Here is a 17,408-nt window from a genome sequence, read left to right on the forward strand (position 1 = left end):
GGAGTGATCAAGCAGCTTTGGTCAGCAGCACAGCAGTTTCAGGCGGGTTTCTTTGCCTTTGGCCGTGGTCTTTTTTTTATAGCCCGTTATCATCTTTGGGGCTATGTGCTGTTACCTGCCTTCTTGAGCCTCCTTCTGGGGGTAACGCTCATCATTGCTGCTTTCTGGGCTGTTCAAGTCGTTGGCAATTATTGGTTTGTTGCTGAGGAATGGCAGTGGCTCTACCAAGGGTTCATTGATATTTTGGCAACCCTCCTTGCTGTCTTTTTAGCCCTGATTGGCTATCAAACACTGATTCCCCTTGTGGTGATTCCTTTCCTTGGCCCCCTGCTTAACCGTGTTGAAAAAATTACCACGGGACAAACAATCGAGGTGGGGTGGCAGCGTGATTTATGGAATGCCGTTGTCGGTAGCTGGTTTGCCCTGCGGGATGCGGTGGTGCAGGTGATTTTTCTGCTGCTTTCATTTTTAACGGGACCACTGCAACCTGTCGTGATGGCGATCGTCAATAGTTTCTTTCTAGGGCGCGGCAGTTTTGATTACCTCCTTGAAAAACACAGCACTTCTTTAAGGGAGCGCAAACTTTTGACCCGTGCCTATAGGCCACAGATCTATGGCCTTGGTTTGGCGCAGTTTTTGGGGCTGTTGATCCCCTTAGTTGGTTTGGTACTGGTACCGGCAGTGGGGGTGGTGGCTGCTGCTTTGCTCATTCAAGATCATCCACCGCAACAACAGTTGATGGCAGCGAATGCGGTTTCTCGGCGTTGATCTGGCTTGGCAAGGAGGGGCATCAGGGTACTGCTGTTTGCAGTGGCAGGGGCAAGATTTGGCGGTGGTTGCCCTCGATCGCGCCTGTGATACGCAGGAACTCTTGGCATGGATTGATCGGGATGCACCCTCTGGGCAAGCAGCAATGGTGGCGGTGGATGCGCCCCTAATTATTCCCAATCCCAGGGGTATGCGCTCCTGCGATCGCCAGTCCCATCAAGTCCTTGGGCGCTACCATGCTGGCTGTTATCCTGCGAATCAGCAGTCCCCCTTTGCAAGCCACACCACGGGTTTTAGTGAAGCCCTCAGCCAACGGGGCTTTCACCATGCCCCTACCATCGGGCCGCAGCAATCGGGACGGTTTCAAATTGAAGTCTTCCCCCATGCTACGGCGATCGCCCTCTTTGAGCTTGATCAAATCATCAAGTACAAAAAAGGCCGCCTTGCAGAGCGACGCAGGGGGTTAGCTCGTCTTCGAGAGTTAATGACAAGCCGCCTTTGCCACTGTGAGCCGTCCCTAAGGTTGCAGTTCCCGGAAGCACTGCCCACCAGTGGGCGCGATCTCAAAGGGCTGGAAGATCAACTGGATGCGATTCTCTGTGCCTATACAGCAGCCTATTGGTGGTACTGGGGGAGCGATCGCCACTGGGTGTTCGGCACCGAGTCATTTTCACCAGCGCCAGCAACCACCGAGGCCTACCTCACAACAGGATATATCGTTGTTCCCCGTCGCTAACTTTCACGATTGCGGTAGCGCTGCAGTTCCGTGCGTAGGGCCGCAATTTCAGCGCGCAAATCATCAATCAGAGCTTGCCAATCCACCCGTTGGCTCCCCCGCGGCACCACCATTTCGGCTTCTTGGCGGGCACGAGTCTGTACCTCTTCCATGAATTCATGGAGCCGCTGCCGCTGCTCGGCATCAAATCGCCCCACTTGACTTAGGAATTCGACAAACAAATGCTGCGCCTGATCACGCAGGAGCGTTGCGGTCGCTCGACCAAGGAAAAAGGCCTCCAGCGGCGATTGACTCATAGGAGTGTCGTTCCTCATAGGTTGCGTCTCTCAATCCCTGAGTGTAACAAAGTTTTACAGTCAACAGGCCTTGCCTTGTCCCCATTCCCCAGCTTTTTCCTATAGAAGAGATAAGAAACTCTTTGACATTTTACTAGCCAAGTTATCCCCAGAAAAGCATAGAATTACTTCAATTAAATCTCCTCTTATCATAGCTATAAGCAAGGTACAAGGATACTCCCTCAGGGCTATGGGTTCCTCTCAATCATGCTCTAGCTATGAAACCCTCTCTAAATTCGCCAAAAGGGACAGAAATGCTAACCAATTTAGTTAATCGAGTTCACTTTCGCTATTGGCGTGGCGATCTCTTTGGTGGGCTAACTGCCGCCATTGTTGCCTTGCCAATGGCCTTGGCCTTTGGGGTCACCTCTGGGGCTGGTGCAACGGCGGGACTCTACTGCGTGGTCTTTCTTGGCTTTTTTGCAGCTCTTTTTGGGGGCACGCCAACACTCATTTCCAATCCCACAGGGCCAATGACCGTCGTGATTACGGCAGTGATCACCCGACTGACCAGTGAATATCCCGAACAGGGGTTATCCATGGCCTTTACGGTGGTGATGCTAGCGGGCTGTTTTCAAATCCTCTTTGGTCTGTTGCGGCTGGGCAAATACATCACCCTCATGCCCTACACCGTGATTTCTGGCTTTATGTCGGGGATTGGCCTGATCATGATCCTGCTGCAAATTGGCCCACTGTTGGGGCACAGCAGTAAAGGTGGGGTCTTGGGGGCAGTGCAAAACTTGCCAGAGTGGATTCAAACACTGAACCCAGCGGCCCTTACTTTGGGCTTATTCACCCTTGGACTCATTTATTTCACACCCCAGAAAATTCGTCGGCTTGTGCCGCCACAGCTCCTCGCCTTGGTTTTGGGCACGATTCTATCAGTGGTCTTTTTTGCGGATGCCGGTTTGGCCCGCATTGGCACAATTCCCACTGGTCTGCCAGAGTTTGTGCCGCCGACTTTTACGCTGCCTGCTCTGAAAACGATGATTGTGGACGGGGCAATGCTGGGGATGCTCGGCTGTATTGATTCGCTCCTTACCTCGGTGATTGCCGATAGCATTACCCGTACCCAGCATGATTCCAATAAGGAACTGATTGGCCAAGGTATTGGTAACCTGCTGTCTGGCTTGTTTGGTGGTCTGCCCGGTGCCGGTGCCACGATGGGCACAGTGGTGAATATTCAAGCGGGAGGACGCACCTGCTTATCGGGTATGATCCACGCCGTGATTCTGCTGATGGTGGTGCTGTGGGCTGCACCGTTGACGGAACCGATTCCCAATGCGGTCTTGGCGGGGATTTTAATCAAGGTGGGGATTGACATCATCGACTGGAATTTTCTCAAACGTGCCCACCTCCTGTCGCTGCGGGCGGCTTTCATTATGTATGGCGTGATGCTGCTGACTGTCTTTGTGGACTTAATTGTAGCTGTGGGGGTTGGGGTCTTTATTGCCAATATGCTGACGATCAAGCGCTTGGCGGATCTGCAATCGGAGGAGGTGAAGGCGATTACCCACGCTGATGATCAAGCACCCCTGACCGCCGAGGAAAAAGCACTCTTCCACGAAGCTAAGGGTCAACTGTTGCTCCTCCACCTTGGGGGCCCGATGAGTTTTGGCTCCGCTTGGGCAATTTCGCAGCGGCAGGCAATCATGGCGGACTATAGGGTGCTGATTCTGGATGTCAGCAGTGTGCCGCTGTTGGGGGTGACGGCAGCGCTGGCCATTGAGTCACTCATCCAAGAGGCGCAAAAGCATGGTTTAGCGATTTTTCTGGTGAATGGTTCCGCAGATAAGGTGCAACAGCGGCTCCAACGCTTTCGCATTTTGGATCGGTTGCCCGCTGATCATGTGGTGAGCGATCGCCGACAAGCCCTTGAAAAGGCCATCCAGTTTCTTCGCCAACCAAAGGAATTGCTGGAGGTGACAACGGGTAGCTAGGAATAGCGGGAGACGGCAGGGTTTCCCTGCACATACCACCGCCACGGAATCTCCTGCCCCTGGGAAATGCCAATGCGGGTGGTCTGCACCACCGGGTCTGTCAGGGGCTGGGGTGGTTTTTCTAACCAGAGACCGCTCTCTTGCCCTAGCATCAGGCCAGAAAGCCGGCGATCGATCCCCAGGACTCGGCACAGTTTTCCCGGACCAGCGGCCCTAGGGGGCGGCAAGGGCGGGCTGAGCATCTCTAGGGCACGAATGAGAACAGCACTGGCAAAGTTTGGGCGATCGCTAGCGATATTCAAGCAGTGGTGAATGCCATAGATTTGATAGACATAGATGGTGCCCGGTGCCGCAAACATGGGAGCATTGCGAGCAGTTTGGCGACGGTAGCCATGGCAAGCGGGATCCCCTGCCATATAGGCCTCGGTTTCGACAATGCGGCCACGGTAGAGCTGACCATTGGCCTGTTGGCGCACGAGAATACACCCCAGTAATTCTTCAGCGACCACTGGGGCAGGACGAGCAAACCAATCAAGGGGCAGACACTGGTCTTGCTCAATGGAAACTCTGTTCAAGCCACAAATCCTCCATCAAGGCATGGCGTAGCGGCCCATTCAAGCCAGAGACGGTGTAGAGCATTGCTTCACGATAGAGACGCTGCACGGTGTGACTCAACATTAAGGCACTGCCACCCGTTGTAATCAGGGCAGCTTGAGCTGCTTGGACGGCAAGGTGGATGGCGGCGGCGCGCAGTTGGGCATGGTAGGGGGGATTGACCTCCTCTAGCTCCCTTTGAATCTGGTCGTAAAGGCGGTGCCAGCGATCGCGCAAGTGGTGATAGAGGTCTTTGGCGTCGACACTCTCGGCTAGAATCTGCAAACTAGCACGGGCACAGCCCATGGGGGCGGCACTGCTCCGCAGCAACTGCTGGCGATCGCGAATAGCCAGCCAATCTGCCGCAGCGATACCCACCACCTCTGCCGGCGGGACTAACCAATCCACCAGCTCTGCCTGCACCGTTTGGGTTGAGGGCACAGCAGCTAGAGGTAGGGGCAATGAGAGGTGCAAAATGCCGCCGCCGGCCTGTTGGGCGTTGATAAAAGGCATGAGGGCAAAGAGAATACGCTGATCCGGTAGGGGAGCGGCAGCGATAAACATTGTCATGTGCTGAAAGCCACTGAGCCAGGGCAACGTTCCCCGCAGGAGATAGCCCTCACTGGTGGGTTGAGCTTGCAGCTCCCCTAGGTTGTGGCGCAGATGGGAAAAGCTGATACCCACCAACACCTGCCCCTTCATTAAGTCCGCCAAGTAGGCTTGGGCAACGCTCCCTTCAGGGTGTTCGAGAATGATGCCCAAGGCGGATTGATGTTGTGCCACCAAAAAGGCAAGGGCACCGGAGGTTTGTGCCAGTTGTAAGCTCAAATGCCACAGCGTACGGCGATCGCACTCCAATCCCCCGACTGCTTTGGGTACCCCCAAACGAAAAATGCCCAAGTTTCCTAAGGCTTGCAGGCTCTCCGATAAAAGGGAGTTTTGCTGATCAAGGCGGTTGGCCATGGGAGCGACAACGCCAGTGAGGTATGTCTGAATGTCCTTTAGAAGAGGCTGCGCTGCCAAATCAGCAAAAGCTAGGGCATCCATAGCTCAGGAGTAGGCCAGATGGGCACGGGGGTTGTAGGACTCAATGGCCTGAAGCTGCCGGTAGAGATCCCGTTCGGCATCGCTCAGTTGGGGCGGCAGCGTAATTACAATTTCCACCAGTTGGTCACCGCGATCGCCATCGGGACGAGGGTAGCCTTTACCCGCCAGTCGCAAACGCTGCCCTGTCCGTACCCCTGCTGGAACCATCATTTTTACCCAACCATCCAGGGTCGGAGCTTCAATTTGCCCCCCAAGGGCAGCCTCACTGGGGGTCACGGGCAGTTCACAGACAATGTCATAGTCCTCCAGGCGAAAGAGGGGATGGGGAGTCACTTGAATTTTCAGATAAAGATCACCGCCACCAGTGCCTTGACCCCGCAGCCGAATCCGCTGACCGGTAACCATCCCCGGTGGCAGCGTCACTTCTAGGGAGCGCCCATCTCCAAGGCGAATCCGCTCCCGTCCTCCTTCGTAGGCTTTTTCGAGGGGGATTTCTAGGGTGGCTTCAGCATCGCGACGACTCACAGCGGTATAGACGGTTTTGACGGTGCCGGGGCGAAAGTAGTCTGTCTCTATGGTAGACGAGCGACGGGGGGGATCCGCAGAAACCGTAGAAGTGCGGGGCGATCGCCGACCCAACAGTTGATCCAAAAACTCTTGAAAATTATCTTCACTGAGGTCGGGTTCTTCCCTAACACTAGTACCATTGCGACGAGCCATAGGGGTGCGTTGGGAAGGGCGAGTGCGAAAGCCAGGCTGTGACCAATATTCACCGTAGCGATCGTATTGCTCACGGCGAGCCGGATCACTGAGGACTTGGTAGGCTTCACTAATGTCTTTGAACTTCTCTTCAGCGGCGCGATCGCCGGGATTCAGATCGGGATGATACCGCCGAGCCAGCCGCCGATAGGCGCGCTTAATCTCCTCAAGGCTGGCATCCCGATCCACGCCCAAAAGCTGGTAGTAATCTCGAAAATTACGCATCGACAGTCCTAATCTACACTCACAGTTGCCGCAAAGAATACAAAAAAGCCCTACCAGTCGTCGTCATCCCAATCGTCCCATGGGGCTGAATCACTGCGCTGGGAGTAGCTGCGGGAACGCCGCGTGCGGGGTGGCTCATCCCATTCATCCTCATAATTATCGCGCCGCCGCTCTCGACCCCGCACCGCATCGAGACCTTTATTCACCGCTTCCCTAAGGTTGGGCAGCTTAAAGATCTCTTCATCGTCTTCCGCCTCCTCTTCCCTCAGGCGCAGTTGACGGACAAAGTCGTAGAGCCGCTCTTCAAGGGCAGCGTAGGTGAGGTCAATCTGGCGATCGTCCTCATTGCGAATGGCCTCCTGCAATTGCCGCACTAGAGCCTCAATACCACGGCGCTGCTCAGCGGCAAATTGATAGCCAAATTCCTGAGCCGCTTCCCGCAATTGGCGTTCAGCTCGGTTCATCAAATCCTGGGCGCGGTTGCGCTTCTCAATGCGGGCCCGCCGCTGGCGATCGCCCGCTGCATTGGACTCAGCATCCAAGAGCATCTGCTGAATTTCCTCTTCACTCAGGGTTGATGCCCCCTGAATGACCACACTTTGCTCACGGCCGCTAAAGCGATCCAAGGCCACCACTTGGAGCAGGCCATTGGCATCCAAGTCAAAGGACACTTGAATTTGGGGCACCCCCCGAGGCGCTGGCGGAATGCCGGTTAACTTAAAGCGTCCCAGGGACTTATTGTGGGCTGCCAGTTCCCGCTCCCCCTGAACCACGTGGATTTCTACTTGGCTTTGGTTATTTTCTGAGGTTGAAAAAATATCGGAGCGACGCACCGGAATCGTCGTATTGCGGGGAATCAGCACCTTAGTCACGCCGCCAATGGTTTCCACCCCTAGGGAAAGGGGCGTTACATCCAACAGCAGGATATCTTTCACATCCCCTGCGAGAATCCCTGCTTGAATCGCAGCACCGACAGCCACCACTTCATCGGGGTTGACATTTTGCTTCGGTTCACGGCCAATCATCTGCCGCACCAGATCCTGCACCATGGGCATCCGCGTCGCACCACCCACAAGTACCACGGCATCAATTTGACTGGGGGTTAAATGGGCGTCCATCAGGGCCTGTTCGACCGGATAGCGCAGCCGTTGCAGTAGGTCTTGGCTAAGGTCCTCAAATTGGCGACGACTGAGGGTGGTTTCAATGTGTTTCGGCCCCTCTGCTGTGGCAGTGACAAAGGGCAGATCGATATTGGTTTCCAGTAGGCCGGAAAGTTCAATTTTGGCTTTTTCGGCAGCATCAGTGAGCCGTTGCAGCGACTGGCGATCGCGCCGTAAATCAATGCCTTCCTTAGCAAGGAAGTCTTCGGCTAGCCAGTCCACAATCAACTTATCAAAGTCATTGCCCCCCAGTTGAGTATCGCCGCTGGTGGCCTTCACTTCAAACACGCCATCACCGACCTCGAGAATGGAGACATCAAAGGTGCCACCGCCCAGGTCAAAAACGAGAATCGTCTGCTCCTGCTGGCGATCGAGACCATAGGCCAGCGCTGCCGCGGTGGGTTCATTGATAATGCGCCGCACATTGAGACCCGCAATACGTCCAGCATCACGGGTCGCTTGCCGCTGCGAGTCATTAAAGTAGGCGGGTACAGTAATCACCGCATCGGTGACGGGTTCCCCTAGGTAGCGGCTGGCATCCTCCACCAGCTTGCGCAAGACCATGGCTGAAATTTCTTCGGGGGCAAATTCCCGTTGCAGCCGTGGGCACTTGATGCGCACTTTCCCCGATTCATCGCGGCGAATCGTATAGGGTACCCGCTTGGACTCCGCCGTTAGTTCACTGTATTCGCGGCCAATAAAGCGCTTCACGGCATAGAAGGTGTTTTGGGGATTGAGCACCGCCTGCCGTCGCGCCAACTGCCCCACAAGGCGCTCGCCGTCTTTGCCAAAGGCCACCACAGAAGGAGTGGTGCGGGAGCCTTCTGCATTGGCAATCACAACGGGTTTTCCCCCTTCCAGTACAGCAATGACGGAATTGGTTGTCCCCAGATCAATGCCAACAATTTTGCCCATGCCGCTTGAACGACTCCGCACTGGTTAGAATAAATGAATAGCGTTATAGTAACGGATTATTTACCCTTTGTTACGCTTATTCGATTGTACGAGATCTGCCCCAGACCGTCAGAATCACTCTTTCCCCTGTGCTGCGCGATCGCTACAACGATATGGACAACTTCCGTCCCCCCACCTCACCTTTACCGCTGCTCATCTGTGGATTCTAACGGTTAAGATGACAGGCAAGAGGTTGCAGCACAGCTTATCAACTGTTGCTACGCCCAATTCCGAGAAGGAGACTGTTCTATGCTACACCGCAAGCTTTATCAACTCTATACCGACGGCCAAGAAGTCTGGATTTACTTGCGGGATCAACAACGCCTGATTGACCGGGCACGCATTGTGGACATCGAAGGAAATGTGGTTACCATCCGCTACGAAACGGAGGAAGACGACGAAGTGTGTGCTTGGGAAGAGATCGTCAATATCGAAAGTATTGGCTCCATTTCACGGCGGCTCGCAGCAGTTCCCCGAGGCTATGCAGAGCTACCCATTGCTGATGAATGTCCAGAGGCGGAGCAACTGCCGAAGCATTCCTCGGAAACCGAACACGAGCGTTAATTCTTACTCATGCGCTCAGCCCCCGTTGTGGAGGAAATAGCCACGATTGATGCCCAGTATATGGGGCGCTGCCTTGAGTTAGCGGCTCGGGCCAAAGGCCGCACGGCTCCGAATCCCCTCGTGGGCTGTGTGATTGTGGCGGAGGGACGCGTCATTGGGGAGGGGTTTCATCCCAAGGCAGGGGAACCCCATGCCGAGGTCTTTGCCCTGCGCAGTGTCAGCGAGAGCGATCGCCCCCTCCTCAGCAAGGCCACCCTCTACGTCAACCTTGAACCCTGCAACCACTATGGCCGCACACCCCCCTGTACCGAGGCAATTGTTGCTGCTGGTATTCCCAAGGTGGTGGTGGGCATGATTGATCCGAATCCTCAAGTGGCCGGAGCAGGGGTAGAGCGGCTGCGCGCAGCGGGCATAGAAGTCACTGTTGGCGTGCGGGAAGCAGACTGTCAACGCCTGAACGAAGCGTTTGTCCATCGGGTGCGCTACCAGCGTCCCTTTGGCATTTTTAAGTACGCCATGACCCTCGATGGCAAAATTGCCTCTAGGGCAGGTCATAGTCTCTGGGTGAGTGGCGAAGCCGCACGCGCCATGGTGCATCAACTGCGCTCTGAATGCGATGCTGTCATTGTGGGGGGCAATACCGTGCGGCTGGATAATCCCCTCTTGACCTCCCGCCATGAGCACAATCCCCTACGGGTGGTGATGAGCCGTACCCTTGATCTGCCGCGGGATGCCTCTTTGTGGGAAACAACCACCGCTGCGACCTTGGTGGTTACTTCCGCTTCGCCCCAGCATCCCCTAATTCCCCAACTGCAGGCACAGGGTGTGGAGGTGGTGCACCAAGAGCCGCTAACACCGACCGCCGTTATGGCACTGCTTTATCAACGGGGCATCATGACCGTGCTTTGGGAATGTGGCGGTTCCCTCGCAGCGGCAGCGATCGCCGAAGGCATGGTACAGAAGGTGTGGGCGTTTATTGCGCCAAAAATTATCGGTGGCTTCGATGCCCCCGCCCCAGTGGCCGATTTAGGCTTAACCAAAATGCATGAGGCCTTGTGCCTAGAGGACGTGACTTGGCAAGCCGTGGGCGAGGACATTCTCGTAGTGGGCTACCTACCGTCTAGGCCTCCGGTTCCGTCACTTCAATAATGGTGCAGCCCGTTTCTGTGGGGGGGGTATCCGCCTGCTCATAGAGCAAATCAATCCACAGGGACTCTGGGTAAGGCTTACGGCTAGAGACATAAAAAAGCCAATGCTGGCTGACGTTGAGGGACTCGCGCCGCAGCTTGGCCATTGCAGGGGTTGTAATCAGCCGTAAGGCGGCGTTGGCATTGCGCCACTGCTCAATAATTCCAGCGGCGACCCGCAGGATTTCCCCCTGGCTATTTTCTAATTCCAAAATGGCATCAATGTGGATACTCTCCCACCAGTGCCGTGGATCCCTGAGATCCAATCCTTGGCCATCCATATAGTCAATCAGGTTGGGGAGATGTGCGCGAATGAAGTTTTGGACAACACTAAATGGAGGAAAAGGGCGCAAAACTTTGAGGTGGCTCGCTGTTTGTTGAAACCACAGCTTGTGGTAAGTCATGGGAACGAAGCTCCGTCAGAAAGGCGATCGCCAAAAATCGTTACAAACTCGTTTATTCTACCAAGCAAGCTTGCTTTGATTGTCCCTAGGAGCAAAGATGAATATGTGCCACTTTTAACTCAATTTGGCACAAGTGTTATAGGACAATTTGGGTGTAACAGCCAACGATAAGAAGGATATCAACTCAGTTAAATTATTAAAAAAAATTATAAATACTGATTGGCTAACTTTACTCTACTTATTCATTTATTGGCAATAACGATTTTTCTTTCACGGGCACTAATCCAGCTCAAGTCAGGATGAATTCAGGTTTTTTGATTATTAGCCAGCAGGTAGAAAATTCGTATTTTTATTTTACAGCAGATAACTCATCCCCCAGAGATGGCAAAGCAAGGCAGAGGGGAGACTTGTCATTTGGTTGGGGATTGGGTAAAGTCACCTAGAAGTTTCGTCGTGGTGCCAAAACACCCTTTGCATCAACAACAGATTGGGACAGTTTTAGGCATAGCTGCGGCGAGTGGCCTCCGGCTACCTTGAAGCATTGCTCATGATGTGTGTTCTCAGTTCACTGCTTTGTTGAATCACTGTAGATTTTGTGTGCGAGGAGGATTACCTTGAGCAACAATAGTTTGACCTCTACCGCCTCTCAGGATGCACCGCTTGTGTCTGCTGCTATGCTTGGTCGTTCGCTGCGCTCCCTTTGTTCCTATCTGCCCCTGCTGGGTACCTTTGTTCTGATTCAGCCTACCCACGCCCTTGATCTGACCACTCTTGCGAACGATCTGGGTTCAAAGGACGTGCGCCCCGAATCTCTCAGCATGCCCTCTCTTTTCAGCCCCGAAAGCCAAGACTCCCCTGCTGAATTTGAAAATCTTTTATCCGCCGACAAAACCAACTTCCTCGTGGATGTTAGCCAAGGGGCATGGCAACGCACTATCCAGCCGCAGGTGAGTTTTGCCCCCCTCTCCCTGAGAAGACCAGCGCTGACCCTTTCTGCCTCTGCTTCCTTTGACCACCTCAGTCGTCCATTTGAACCCACCTTCAAAGTGGTGGATCGTCGGGTTCGCACTAATAGCTTGGCAGATCTGGTGACTCAAGCCACCACCTCTGTTGTTGCTTCCTTGGCCATTGATACCCCCTTTGGGATGGGTGGCTCTTTGGAACAAACCACGGCCAACGTTGAACCACAATTCGCCGAGGGGGAAACCACGCCCCTCTCCGAGCGGGTGACATTTGTGAATTCCTCAGCAGCACCTACTTCCACTTCAACCCTAGGGTCTGTCCCCTTTGGGCGTGCTTCTGAGCGGCAGCGTCGCACTAGCCCTGCTCTGCTTGCAGTCCAGCAAACCCCTACTCGCCCGGCTCTACTCCAGCCTAGCGTTGTGAGGCGCCCGCAAACAACAACGGTAACGGTACCCACCCCTGCCGCTGTACAACCCATTGCGCCCCCTGTGCCCGTCAAGGTGGCACGCTCAATTATCAATCCACCGTTACCCAGTCCTCTTGACTTACCCCCTCTACCGAACGCCGATCGCTTCCTGCCGAGCCTAACCACGAACTTTATTTGGCCGGCGCGGGGGGTGTTGACTTCTGGCTTTGGCCCCCGCTGGGGACGGATGCACCGGGGGATTGATATTGCGGCTCCCATTGGCACGCCCATTTATGCTGCCGCTGCCGGTGTGGTCACCTACTCCCAGTGGAACTCTGGTGGCTACGGCAATCTGGTGGAAATTCGCCACGCCGATGGGACGCTGACGCTCTATGCCCACAACCATCGCAACTTGGTACGTGTGGGTCAATACGTTGAGCAGGGTCAGCAGATTGCCGAAATGGGCAGTACTGGACGCAGCACAGGCCCCCACGTCCACTTTGAAGTGCATCCCCAAGGGCAGGGGGCTGTTAACCCAATGATCTTCCTGCAACGCAGCCAAGGGTAGTCATTGACGGTCTATTTTGTGGGTGCGGGGTTAGGTACCCCCGACTCTCTCACGCTCGAAGCATGGACCTGCCTTCAGCAGGCGCAGGTGGTTCTTTACGATGCCCTGCTCTCCCCTAGCCTCCTTGAACTCACCCCCGCTGATTGCTTGCGGGTGGCGGTGGGCAAGCGCGCAGGAACTGAGGCCGTTCCGCAATTGGAAATCAACCGCCTTTTAGTGGCCTACGGCCAGCAGTATCGGCGGGTTGTTCGTCTCAAAAGTGGCGATCCGGGGCTGTTTGGCCGTTTGCATCAGGAACTTGAGGCTGTCTTGGGGGCAGGTTTAGAGGCTGTGGTGATTGCGGGGGTGTCCTCAGCGCTGGCGGCACCTTTATTGGCTGGCATCTGTGTGACAGCAAAGGACGTGAGTCAGTCCGTAGCCATTCTGTCGGGGCATGCACCAGAGACACTTCCCTGGCCAGCGATCGCCCAAATGGAGACGCTGATTTTTTTGATGGCCACCCGTTCCCTGCAATATATTGCTGAGGAATTGCTGCGGCAGGGGCGATCGCCCACCGAAGGATTGGCGATTCTGCAATGGGCGGGGCAACCCCAGCAACAATTCTGGTTTGGCACCCTAGAGACCTATCTGAAGACGCCTCACTTTCCAGACATGGCTCCTGCGGTCGTTGTCATTGGCGCGATCGCCCAAAAACGCTACCCGTTGGCTAGTCTAGATCTGGTCTTTCCTGAATTTTTGAGGATTTCCCCATCATCAATGTCTCCCCTCTACGGCAAAACGATTCTCGTCACTCGTGCGGCAGCTCAAGCGAGTGAGTTTACTCAGCAACTTATAGCAGCCGGTGCCACCGTTTTAGAAATGCCGACACTGGAAATCGTTCCCCCTAGTTCTTGGCAGCCCCTCGATCGGGCCCTGGCAGAACTCGATACCTTTGACTGGCTGATTCTGACTTCCCACAATGCCGTTACGTTTTTTATGAAACGGTTACACAGTCATGGCAAGGATAGCCGTGCCCTCGCGGGTCTCAAGATTGCTGTCGTCGGTGAAAAAACTGCCCAAACCCTTAGCAGTTACGGCTTAGGGGCTGACTTCACCCCCAGGGAATTTGTCGCCGATGCCCTAGTGGTAGAATTCCCAGAACCTGTGGCCGGGTTGCGTTTTCTTTTTCCACGGGTTGAAAAGGGCGGACGACCCGTCCTAGGGGAGGCCTTTACGGCGGCTGGGGCTGAGGTGGTTGAGGTGCCTGCCTACAATTCATGCTGTCCCCAAACCGTTGATGCCCAAGTTTTAGGAGCGCTGCAAGCGGGTCAAGTGGATATGGTCACGTTTACCAGTTCTAAGACGGTGAAACACTTTTGCCAATTAGTGGGTCCTCAGGCGGCAGAGTTACTTCAGAATGTGCAGATTGCCAGTATCGGGCCGCAAACCTCCCAAACTTGCCGTGAGCTCTTGGGACGAGTGGATACTGAAGCCACAGAGCATACCCTGGAGGGACTCCTTCAGGCATTATTACGGATAGCTTAGGACTTGGGGATAAAGAAGGTACCTCAATCCGCTAGTGTGAAAAAAGGACTGTTGTAAAGCAATTGTGGAGCATGACCCACGCAACCGATGTGTTGACGCTTGGCCGTTGGATGGCGGCGGATTTTAGTAACCAAGCGCAAGCCTTTGAGAATCCTCCCTTCTATGCCCATATTCGGGTGTGTATGCGTCCCCTTCCCAGTGGTGTTCTGGAGGGTATTGCCCTTTATGTGGAACAGGCCTATGACTATCTCCTAGGCGTCCCCTACCGCACACGGGTTTTGGAACTAGTGCCCGCCAATGATCACATTGTCATTAAAAATTATGTACTCAAGGATGAAAAACGCTTCTTTGGGGCAGCTCGCGATCGCCAGCGGCTTCAGGCCATGCGAGCCGATGATCTTGAACTCCTCTGTGGCTGCAATATGCTCACCTACTGGACAGGGCATAGTTTTCGCGGTGAAGTGGAGCCGGGCAAAGCCTGTAAAGTCGTGCGTAAGGGACGGGAAACCTATCTCGATAGCACGTTTGAAATTGACGGCGATCGCTTCATTAGCCACGATCGCGGACGGGATCCCGAAACCGATGAGCACGTTTGGGGATCCGTAGCCGGCCCCTTTCACTTTGTCCGCTGGCAGAGCTTTGCCGATGAAATTATTGCCTAGGTGGCTTGCCAATCTGGCAACGGCTTGCCTTGATAATACAGGCGAAAGAGTCCCCAAGCTCCTAGGGCGATCGCTACCAAGCTGACCACTTGAGCAATTCGCAGAGGGCCCAGCATCAGGCTATCCATGCGCAGCCCTTCAATCCAAAAGCGACCCAAGCTGTAGGCGATGGCATAGACCATCAGAAGCGTCCCCGGCTTTTGATAGCGAGGTTGACGAAAGAGCCACAGCAGGAGCAGAAAAACCCCCAAATTCCAAAGAGACTCATAGAGAAACGTGGGGTGGTAATAGGCTTCGTTGATTAGCTGAGGAGGACGCTGCGGCGCAGGGATATAGAGTTTCCACGGCAAATCAGTGGGGGCACCAAAGGCCTCAGAGTTGAAAAAATTACCCCAGCGACCAATGGCCTGTCCCAAAACCAATGAAGGGGCAACCACGTCCGCCACTTGCCAAAAGGAAAGCCGCTGCACATAGGTAAAGATAGCCATCGCCACCATGCCACCGAGAATGGCGCCGTGAATGGCAATGCCGCCTTTCCATATTTGAAGCACTTGATCTAGATGTTTTTGATAAAAGCCCCAGTTAAAGGCGACGTAATAGAGTCGTGCAGCGGGAATAGCTGCAACCACAAGCCAAATGGATAGATCCGCAATCTGATCAGGGTCAATCTGCCGCTGGCGTGCCAAGCGCTGACTCAGCCAGAGGCCAATAAAAACAGCGACAGCAATCAATAACCCGTACCACCGAAGGGTGATAAACCCTAGCTCAAGGGTGGCACCGGGGGATTGGAAAGTGGCGATCATGCCTAGGGCAAGTTCTAAACGGCGCGAGCAGTCTGAATGACAGTGGCAAAGGCATCGGCATCCAGGACAGCCAATTGAGCCAGCATCTTGCGATTCAGTTGAATGTCTGCTTTTTTCAGGGCACCCATGAGTTGACTGTAGCTCATGCCATGTTGACGCGCAGCAGCGTTAATGCGGGCAATCCAGAGCCGCCGAAAGTCGCGTTTGCGCCGCCGGCGATCGCGATAGGCATTGCACAGTGCCTTCATGACCACCTGATTTGCCGTGCGGAAGAGCTTCGAGTGCCCCGCCCGATAGCCCTTGGCGAGCTTGAGAATTTTTTTACGCCGTTTGCGGGCAACGTTACCCCGCTTGACCCTTGCCATAGTTCAACTTCACCCTTAATCAAAAACTGAAAAACTGAAAATTGATAAATTAAGCGTAGGGCAGCATCAGCGATACTCGCTCAATATCCCGTGGATCGACCAGGGCTTTATGGGAAAGACGATTCTTGCGATCGCTCCCCTTGTGTTCGAGTAAGTGATTTTTGTTGGCCTTGCGGCGGACAAACTTACCACTGCCCGTCGTCCGAAATCGTTTAGCAGCAGCGCGACGTGTTTTTAGCTTTGGCATAGCTTTGCCCTATTTTAGACACAGCTTACTAGTGTACTATTTTGAAGAGAGTCTTGGCAAGCTGCATGGAACTGGAGTTTATTCCTGTCGAAGAGTTTTATTTTGCCCTTACACTGGCCATGCGTACCCTCGAAGATTTGGGCGATGCGGCATTTGTGGAGCGGGTGCGATCGCGCTTGCAAGAGCGGTTTGGTCAGGCCTCGACTGTGGCTGCTGCCAAGCAAAACACCTTTAACTATGTCTTTCGGGTCAAGGGGGTTGACAATAGTCCGGCACCGCAATTAATCCTTTCGATTGCCGACTGGCAGGGGAAAATCCGCCTCAGCAGTGACTACGGCTGGACATTGGATGCACAGCGCAAAACCATCCGCACTGAAAAATTTGGCGATCGCCCCCAATTTTGCCAACAGGTGAAAGCCTACTTAGCCCAATGGCTGGAACTGCCGCAATTTCTCGAGGCCTAAATGTTTGACCTAGGAACCGCCCTTGACACAGCCATTAAAATCTGGTCGGTGGTGCATACCCCCTTTTTGCCCCCAGATCGGGTGGTGGAGGTACTAGGCACCCTTGAGCAACGAGCCGATGTCCATGGCCTAGCCTGGGGAGGGTATCCTCAAGCGGAGCGCTGTCGGCTGGCGATCGCCCCCATTGAACTTCGTCTTGAGGAGCAACAGCCTCCCCTGGCTTTGGTGCGAATCACCGGCAACTTTCTCTTTGATGCGGCTACCTACAGTGATTTTGAGCAAGCGATCGCCAATGGGGGTCTCGAAGAAGGGGATTATGGGGATGTCATTCTCCTGGGAGAACGGGGAGCACAGGTCATTCTCATCCCTGAGAAAGTCTCCACCCTACAAAAAGAGTTAAAACAAGTGCGCACAGTACCGGTGACTGTTGATCTCTGTGACTGGTCAGAACTGGCCGTAGCGCCCCCCCAACGGAAATCCCTCAGTACCGTCGAAGCATCATTGCGCTTGGATGCCGTGGCCTCAGCCGGATTTGGGGTTTCCCGCAGTAAGATGAGCGAGTGGATTAGCCAAGGGCTAGTGCGGGTCAATTGGCAAATGGTGCAGCAACCGCGGCATCTCCTTAAGGTCAATGACCTCATTGCCATTCGCGGCAAAGGGCGATTGCAGATTCAAGCCATTCAAGTCACCAAGAAGGAGCGCTACCGCATTCAGATGGAGCGGATTCGCTAAA

At 54.4% G+C, this 17,408-nt stretch carries 18 protein-coding genes and 1 pseudogene; 10 read left to right on the forward strand and 9 right to left on the reverse strand.

The window, feature by feature from the left end; all coding sequences use genetic code 11:
• Positions 1–3: 3 nt before the first annotated feature.
• Both IGQ16_RS10085 and IGQ16_RS10090 read left to right on the forward strand, forming a co-directional pair.
• Positions 4–768, forward strand: coding sequence for an EI24 domain-containing protein (locus tag IGQ16_RS10085; protein WP_297040865.1), 765 nt, complete (start codon positions 4–6; stop codon positions 766–768).
• Entirely contained in the window at positions 749–1,504 is a 756-nt protein-coding gene (locus IGQ16_RS10090; protein ID WP_297040866.1) for a DUF429 domain-containing protein, read from the forward strand. The genes IGQ16_RS10085 and IGQ16_RS10090 overlap by 20 nt, the downstream gene beginning before the upstream one ends.
• Here IGQ16_RS10090 and IGQ16_RS10095 read toward each other — a convergent pair.
• On the reverse strand, positions 1,501–1,800 hold the full coding sequence (locus IGQ16_RS10095) for a DUF6825 family protein (protein ID WP_024125157.1): 300 nt from the start codon (positions 1,798–1,800) through the stop codon (positions 1,501–1,503). The two genes, IGQ16_RS10090 and IGQ16_RS10095, sit on opposite strands and share 4 nt — an antisense overlap.
• Before the next feature lie 293 nt (positions 1,801–2,093).
• On the opposite strand from IGQ16_RS10095, the gene IGQ16_RS10100 reads away from it, so the two are divergent.
• Complete coding sequence (locus IGQ16_RS10100; RefSeq protein ID WP_297040421.1) at positions 2,094–3,779, forward strand: SulP family inorganic anion transporter; 1,686 nt, start codon at positions 2,094–2,096, stop codon at positions 3,777–3,779.
• Here the strand turns inward: IGQ16_RS10100 and IGQ16_RS10105 are convergent.
• Genes IGQ16_RS10105 through dnaK form a run of 4 tightly spaced genes read right to left on the reverse strand, consistent with a single transcriptional unit; the run spans position 3,776 to position 8,479 of the window.
• Positions 3,776–4,354, reverse strand: coding sequence for a DNA-3-methyladenine glycosylase (locus tag IGQ16_RS10105; RefSeq protein WP_024125159.1), 579 nt, complete (start codon positions 4,352–4,354; stop codon positions 3,776–3,778). The genes IGQ16_RS10100 and IGQ16_RS10105 overlap by 4 nt on opposite strands.
• Positions 4,335–5,420 (reverse strand): acyl-CoA dehydrogenase family protein, encoded by a 1,086-nt coding sequence (locus IGQ16_RS10110; protein ID WP_297061371.1) that lies wholly within the window; start codon positions 5,418–5,420, stop codon positions 4,335–4,337. Before IGQ16_RS10110 ends, IGQ16_RS10105 begins: the two co-directional genes overlap by 20 nt.
• 3 nt (positions 5,421–5,423) lie before the next feature.
• Entirely contained in the window at positions 5,424–6,404 is a 981-nt protein-coding gene (locus tag IGQ16_RS10115) for a DnaJ C-terminal domain-containing protein (protein WP_024125161.1), read from the reverse strand.
• Positions 6,405–6,454: 50 nt separating this feature from the next.
• Positions 6,455–8,479 carry a molecular chaperone DnaK gene (gene dnaK / locus IGQ16_RS10120; RefSeq protein ID WP_024125162.1) on the reverse strand — a complete coding sequence of 675 codons (2,025 nt, stop codon included), beginning with the start codon at positions 8,477–8,479 and terminating at the stop codon, positions 6,455–6,457.
• A 288-nt stretch (positions 8,480–8,767) separates the two neighbouring features.
• On the opposite strand from dnaK, the gene IGQ16_RS10125 reads away from it, so the two are divergent.
• Positions 8,768–9,082 carry a DUF6679 family protein gene (locus tag IGQ16_RS10125; RefSeq protein WP_024125163.1) on the forward strand — a complete coding sequence of 105 codons (315 nt, stop codon included), beginning with the start codon at positions 8,768–8,770 and terminating at the stop codon, positions 9,080–9,082.
• Positions 9,083–9,091: 9 nt separating this feature from the next.
• Positions 9,092–10,231 carry a bifunctional diaminohydroxyphosphoribosylaminopyrimidine deaminase/5-amino-6-(5-phosphoribosylamino)uracil reductase RibD gene (gene ribD / locus IGQ16_RS10130; RefSeq protein ID WP_024125164.1) on the forward strand — a complete coding sequence of 380 codons (1,140 nt, stop codon included), beginning with the start codon at positions 9,092–9,094 and terminating at the stop codon, positions 10,229–10,231.
• On the opposite strand, the gene IGQ16_RS10135 is transcribed toward ribD, so the two are convergent.
• Positions 10,203–10,673, reverse strand: coding sequence for a hypothetical protein (locus IGQ16_RS10135; protein ID WP_024125165.1), 471 nt, complete (start codon positions 10,671–10,673; stop codon positions 10,203–10,205). The genes ribD and IGQ16_RS10135 overlap by 29 nt on opposite strands.
• A gap of 1,505 nt (positions 10,674–12,178) precedes the next feature.
• Between IGQ16_RS10135 and IGQ16_RS11770 the strand changes: the two are divergent.
• The 3 genes and pseudogenes from IGQ16_RS11770 to IGQ16_RS10150 form a co-directional block, all read left to right on the forward strand.
• Positions 12,179–12,610, forward strand: a pseudogene (locus tag IGQ16_RS11770) (M23 family metallopeptidase); the annotation flags it as partial.
• Between the two features lie 3 nt (positions 12,611–12,613).
• On the forward strand, positions 12,614–14,134 hold the full coding sequence (gene cobA / locus IGQ16_RS10145; protein WP_297061375.1) for a uroporphyrinogen-III C-methyltransferase: 1,521 nt from the start codon (positions 12,614–12,616) through the stop codon (positions 14,132–14,134).
• Between the two features lie 71 nt (positions 14,135–14,205).
• Positions 14,206–14,796, forward strand: a complete 591-nt coding sequence (locus IGQ16_RS10150; RefSeq protein ID WP_024125168.1) for a chromophore lyase CpcT/CpeT — start codon at positions 14,206–14,208, stop codon at positions 14,794–14,796.
• Here IGQ16_RS10150 and lgt read toward each other — a convergent pair.
• The 3 genes from lgt to rpmI are packed head-to-tail and all read right to left on the reverse strand — an operon-like array spanning position 14,793 to position 16,211.
• Positions 14,793–15,599, reverse strand: a complete 807-nt coding sequence (gene lgt / locus IGQ16_RS10155) for a prolipoprotein diacylglyceryl transferase (protein ID WP_024125169.1) — start codon at positions 15,597–15,599, stop codon at positions 14,793–14,795. The two genes, IGQ16_RS10150 and lgt, sit on opposite strands and share 4 nt — an antisense overlap.
• Before the next feature lie 14 nt (positions 15,600–15,613).
• The gene (rplT, locus tag IGQ16_RS10160) at positions 15,614–15,964 is read right to left on the reverse strand and encodes a 50S ribosomal protein L20 (protein WP_024125170.1); all 351 of its coding nucleotides are present in this window, start codon (positions 15,962–15,964) and stop codon (positions 15,614–15,616) included.
• A gap of 49 nt (positions 15,965–16,013) precedes the next feature.
• Positions 16,014–16,211 (reverse strand): 50S ribosomal protein L35, encoded by a 198-nt coding sequence (rpmI, locus tag IGQ16_RS10165; protein ID WP_024125171.1) that lies wholly within the window; start codon positions 16,209–16,211, stop codon positions 16,014–16,016.
• A gap of 65 nt (positions 16,212–16,276) precedes the next feature.
• Between rpmI and IGQ16_RS10170 the strand changes: the two genes are divergently transcribed.
• Entirely contained in the window at positions 16,277–16,675 is a 399-nt protein-coding gene (locus tag IGQ16_RS10170; RefSeq protein WP_024125172.1) for a hypothetical protein, read from the forward strand.
• Positions 16,676–17,407, forward strand: coding sequence for a photosystem II S4 domain protein (locus IGQ16_RS10175; protein WP_297061378.1), 732 nt, complete (start codon positions 16,676–16,678; stop codon positions 17,405–17,407).
• Position 17,408 lies beyond the last annotated feature (1 nt).

This window comes from Thermosynechococcus sp. M3746_W2019_013 (assembly GCF_015296045.1).
Taxonomy (GTDB): domain Bacteria; phylum Cyanobacteriota; class Cyanobacteriia; order Thermosynechococcales; family Thermosynechococcaceae; genus Thermosynechococcus.

Coding starts and splice junctions, on each gene's coding strand:
- IGQ16_RS10090 (WP_297040866.1), top strand. CDS start 749: ATGCGGTTTCTCGGCGTTGATCTGGCTTGGCAAGGAGGGGCATCAGGG.
- IGQ16_RS10095 (WP_024125157.1), bottom strand. CDS start 1,800: ATGAGTCAATCGCCGCTGGAGGCCTTTTTCCTTGGTCGAGCGACCGCA.
- IGQ16_RS10100 (WP_297040421.1), top strand. CDS start 2,094: ATGCTAACCAATTTAGTTAATCGAGTTCACTTTCGCTATTGGCGTGGC.
- IGQ16_RS10110 (WP_297061371.1), bottom strand. CDS start 5,420: ATGGATGCCCTAGCTTTTGCTGATTTGGCAGCGCAGCCTCTTCTAAAG.
- IGQ16_RS10115 (WP_024125161.1), bottom strand. CDS start 6,404: ATGCGTAATTTTCGAGATTACTACCAGCTTTTGGGCGTGGATCGGGAT.
- dnaK (WP_024125162.1), bottom strand. CDS start 8,479: ATGGGCAAAATTGTTGGCATTGATCTGGGGACAACCAATTCCGTCATT.
- IGQ16_RS10125 (WP_024125163.1), top strand. CDS start 8,768: ATGCTACACCGCAAGCTTTATCAACTCTATACCGACGGCCAAGAAGTC.
- ribD (WP_024125164.1), top strand. CDS start 9,092: ATGCGCTCAGCCCCCGTTGTGGAGGAAATAGCCACGATTGATGCCCAG.
- IGQ16_RS10135 (WP_024125165.1), bottom strand. CDS start 10,673: ATGACTTACCACAAGCTGTGGTTTCAACAAACAGCGAGCCACCTCAAA.
- IGQ16_RS10150 (WP_024125168.1), top strand. CDS start 14,206: ATGACCCACGCAACCGATGTGTTGACGCTTGGCCGTTGGATGGCGGCG.
- lgt (WP_024125169.1), bottom strand. CDS start 15,599: ATGATCGCCACTTTCCAATCCCCCGGTGCCACCCTTGAGCTAGGGTTT.
- rplT (WP_024125170.1), bottom strand. CDS start 15,964: ATGGCAAGGGTCAAGCGGGGTAACGTTGCCCGCAAACGGCGTAAAAAA.
- rpmI (WP_024125171.1), bottom strand. CDS start 16,211: ATGCCAAAGCTAAAAACACGTCGCGCTGCTGCTAAACGATTTCGGACG.
- IGQ16_RS10170 (WP_024125172.1), top strand. CDS start 16,277: ATGGAACTGGAGTTTATTCCTGTCGAAGAGTTTTATTTTGCCCTTACA.
- IGQ16_RS10175 (WP_297061378.1), top strand. CDS start 16,676: ATGTTTGACCTAGGAACCGCCCTTGACACAGCCATTAAAATCTGGTCG.